Below are 3,428 nucleotides of genomic sequence, written 5' to 3'. Positions count from 1 at the left end.
TACTAATTATCGTACCTGGTACTGGATAAAGATTAAGGAGGGGTATGCCTCTAAATTGCCTGGAGAGTGGAAGATAAGAGTATACATTAACGATATTTTTTTAGGGGAGAGGAACTTTTTTATGGTAGGATCCCTTTAAATAAATTAAATTTCTGATAATCTGACCATATTTATATTATTTATTTAAAAAATTAAAAGTAAAAAATTACAAAATTTATGAAAAGAAATATAGATACCCGCCGTTTCAACAGATATGGAATTAGGGGGTTGTCCTTTCCGCTGTAGCTATTGTGCTTCTTTTAGAATAAACCCAACGCATAGGCAGAGATGACCTATTTACCCTATTTATCACCCGATATTACTGATAAAAACTATCAGCAGATAAAATCTATAGTAAAATATAATAGTATAAACTCAAATATGTTATAATCATTATAAACAGTATAATAATATTTTCCGAATATAATAATTGGAGGTGATGGAAAAGATAAGAAAATCCAAGACCGTGCCCTAAGGAAAAAGTAAAAGCGAAAAAATAGCATAAATAGATTAACAAATGTGGATATTAACTAAGGTATTTAATATTACAAAGGAGGAGAAAAGAATGGAACTACTAAAAGTCTCATCTAAATCAAATCCAAAAGCCGTTGCTGGTGCCTTATCAGGGGTAATAAGAGAAGAAGGTAAAGCAGAATTACAAGCTATAGGAGCAGGTGCAGTAAATCAGGCAGTTAAGGCAATTGCTATTGCTCGAGGATATACCGCCACCAGTGGTGTTAACTTAGTTTGTATACCTGCTTTTGTAGATGTTGAGATTGAAGGAGAAGAAAGGACGGCAATCAAATTTTTAGTTATGCCCGGATAAAAAGTAAAAGATTAAAACAATATTACTATTTTAGATATTTAAGAAAGATTAGCAAGGTATTGGAAAAATTGGTTTGAAATCAGAAAGAATATTTTATATTTTTGGTAATTTAAACTAGAGGGAGATTAAAATCATTAAGAATAAAAGGGGGTAAGAATTAAAATGGATAAAGTTATAAAAAAGAAAGAAAAAGAAGTAATAAATCCGGATGAAAAGACCGAAAAAGTACTTCCAGAAGAAAAGAACGAAAAGATGAAAGAAGAGCATAAAGAAATACAGAAAGAAGAAAAAGTTGAAGCCAAAGAAATATTGGGGGAAGTAAATATTGTCCCAGAGGTGATAGCCACCATAATCAGTAGAACTGTTATTGGGATAGAAGGTGTAGCGGGATTAGCTACTCACAGCAAAGGAGGAATAGGAACTTTACTGGGGACCAAAGAGTTAGAAAAAGGGATAAAAGTTGATCTTAGAGAAAATAAAGAAGTTTCTACTATTATTTCAGTTATTTTAGAATATGGTTCCGTAATAATTCAGGTGGCTAATGAGATACAGAAAAAAGTAAAACAGGAATTGGAAACCAAGACCGGTCTTAAAGTTACTGGGGTGAATATAAATATTCAGGGTGTGCATATAGAAGAGAAGAATCAATAAGTTATATTATAAAAAAGGCCTATTAAGCTAATATATAACACTTAATAGGCCTATTAATAATTAAATTTACAGATAAAATAATTATAATATTTTATTATTTTACCTTCTCTTTTAACTCTTTACCTGCTTTAAAGAAAGGCACGTTCATAGCTTTTACGGAAATTTTCTCACCAGTACGCGGATTTCTGGCCATTCGAGCCGCTCTTTTTCTGATACCAAAAGTACCAAAACCTACCAATCTAGCTGCATCACCTTTAGCTAAACAGTTAGCAATATTTTCCAATACACATTCAACGGCAATTTTAGCTTCTCGTTTGGTAATGCTAATGTCATTTGCAACCATATCGATTAATTCGCCTTTATTCACTATTTACACCTCCTTTCATTTTTTTCAGCAAAATGATATAAACTATAAAGATATAGATAAAATATAAAATGTTTAGTGACTATTACTTATATATTATACGACAAGTATTTTAAAAATCCTTCTTTTTAATAAATTTTTTTTATTTTTTTAAAAATATTTTTTATGTTTTATATTTATTTTAATAAATAAAGATAAATATACCACCCAAAAACTGATTCAACGGTTTTAAAAAATGAAAACTGCAGTAATTATATACAAAATTTATATATATTTCAAGTAGAGGAAAATTTTACACTATCGAATTTATGAAAACTTTATAAAAATTTATTAAGATTAAAAAATATTCTGGTACTTGGCTATGAAAAACGATTTATTGATAAAACATTAATTTTATAATAATTTTATTTTAAGGATAAATTTTAGTTATTTTTTATGTTATAATAAACATAGGGAGATACACGGGAGGGATGGAAGTCAGAAGTCAGAAGACCGATAACGACTATCAGCTATCGACTATGTACTATATAATACTAAATAAATAGGAGGATTTTAAAATGTCAAAAAATGTATTTTTTTTGAAGAGAAGTAAGATATTAGTTTGTGTTTTTGCCACCTTATTGATTTTTCTTTGCTTGGCTATGATAGGGATTAGTTATGCTCAAAGTGCAGAAGAGACCGAAAAGATGAAAAGTATTCAAATTATCAATCCTCATCCTGCTTTTTCTCTTAGATTATGGCTGGATAAAGAGAGGGGGGCAACTTATGCTCCTGGAGAGAGGATTAAAATTTTCTTCCAGGTTTCCAGAGATTCCTTTGTAACCTTATATAGCTATGATACTGGAGGCAGAGGAAAAATTATTTTCCCTAATCCATATTCACCGCATAATTTAGTAAAAGCAGGAGAAGTTAATACCTTTGAAGGGCAAATTGACCCTTCTTCTCAACCGGGGATTGAGTATGTTCTGGGATTTGCTACCATCAGACCTATCTCTATAGGGTTAATTCCAGAATTAAATAAAGATTATAAAGCTTTTACCCATCAAATTAAAGGTATAATCCAACCTTTACCTCCCACAGATTGGGTACAGGGTAACCTATTAAGTTATACTATAACCCCAATTATTCCACCTACTAATTATGGTAGAATTATTGTGATGTCCAATCCTCAAAGGGCAAAGGTATATTTAGATAATTCTTATCAAGGAGACACTCCTCTAAATTTAGATAGCATTAGTTCAGGTCAGCATAGTATTAAATTGGTGTTGTCCGGCTATCAGGAATGGAATAGTTATGTTTCCGTCTTCCCTTCGCAGACGACTACTGTTTCTGCTGATTTGATAGCTAAACAACAGTCTTATGGTTCAATTTCGGTTTACTCTAACCCTCAAGGGGCAAAGGTATATTTAGATAATTCTTCTAAAGGAGTAACTCCTCTAAATTTAAAAAATATTACCTTAGGTCAGCATAGTATTAAATTGGTGTTGTCCGGCTATCAGGAATGGAATAGTTATGTTTCCGTCTTCCCTTCGCAGACGACTACTGTTT

4 protein-coding genes are annotated in these 3,428 nt (G+C 31.2%); 3 read left to right on the top strand and 1 reads right to left on the bottom strand.

All coding sequences use genetic code 11. The features are described 5' to 3' along the window. The first annotated feature begins 604 nt into the window (after nt 1-604). Together COZ07_RS07185 and COZ07_RS07180 are read left to right on the top strand one after the other, a co-directional pair. Complete coding sequence (locus COZ07_RS07185; protein WP_406607891.1) at nt 605-865, top strand: stage V sporulation protein S; 261 nt, start codon at nt 605-607, stop codon at nt 863-865. 162 nt (nt 866-1,027) lie between these two features. Continuing rightward, nucleotides 1,028-1,516 (top strand): Asp23/Gls24 family envelope stress response protein, encoded by a 489-nt coding sequence (locus tag COZ07_RS07180; RefSeq protein ID WP_406607890.1) that lies wholly within the window; start codon nt 1,028-1,030, stop codon nt 1,514-1,516. Between the two features lie 94 nt (nt 1,517-1,610). Here the strand turns inward: COZ07_RS07180 and COZ07_RS07175 are convergent, their stop codons facing one another. Then, nucleotides 1,611-1,883: an HU family DNA-binding protein gene (locus tag COZ07_RS07175; protein WP_406607889.1), complete on the bottom strand. Its 273-nt coding sequence runs from the start codon at nt 1,881-1,883 to the stop codon at nt 1,611-1,613. Nucleotides 1,884-2,437: 554 nt separating this feature from the next. Between COZ07_RS07175 and COZ07_RS07170 the strand changes: the two genes are divergently transcribed. Next, a partial coding sequence (locus COZ07_RS07170) for a PEGA domain-containing protein (protein ID WP_406607888.1) occupies nt 2,438-3,428 on the top strand: 991 nt, incomplete at its 3' end.

It is taken from the genome of Candidatus Infernicultor aquiphilus (assembly GCF_002784285.1).
Taxonomy (GTDB): Bacteria; Atribacterota; Phoenicimicrobiia; order Phoenicimicrobiales; family Phoenicimicrobiaceae; genus Infernicultor; species Infernicultor aquiphilus.
The sequence above is the reverse complement of the archived record's forward strand: the minus strand, read 5'-3'. Positions and strand labels throughout refer to the sequence as shown.

Coding starts and splice junctions, on each gene's coding strand:
- COZ07_RS07180 (WP_406607890.1), top strand. CDS start 1,028: ATGGATAAAGTTATAAAAAAGAAAGAAAAAGAAGTAATAAATCCGGAT.
- COZ07_RS07185 (WP_406607891.1), top strand. CDS start 605: ATGGAACTACTAAAAGTCTCATCTAAATCAAATCCAAAAGCCGTTGCT.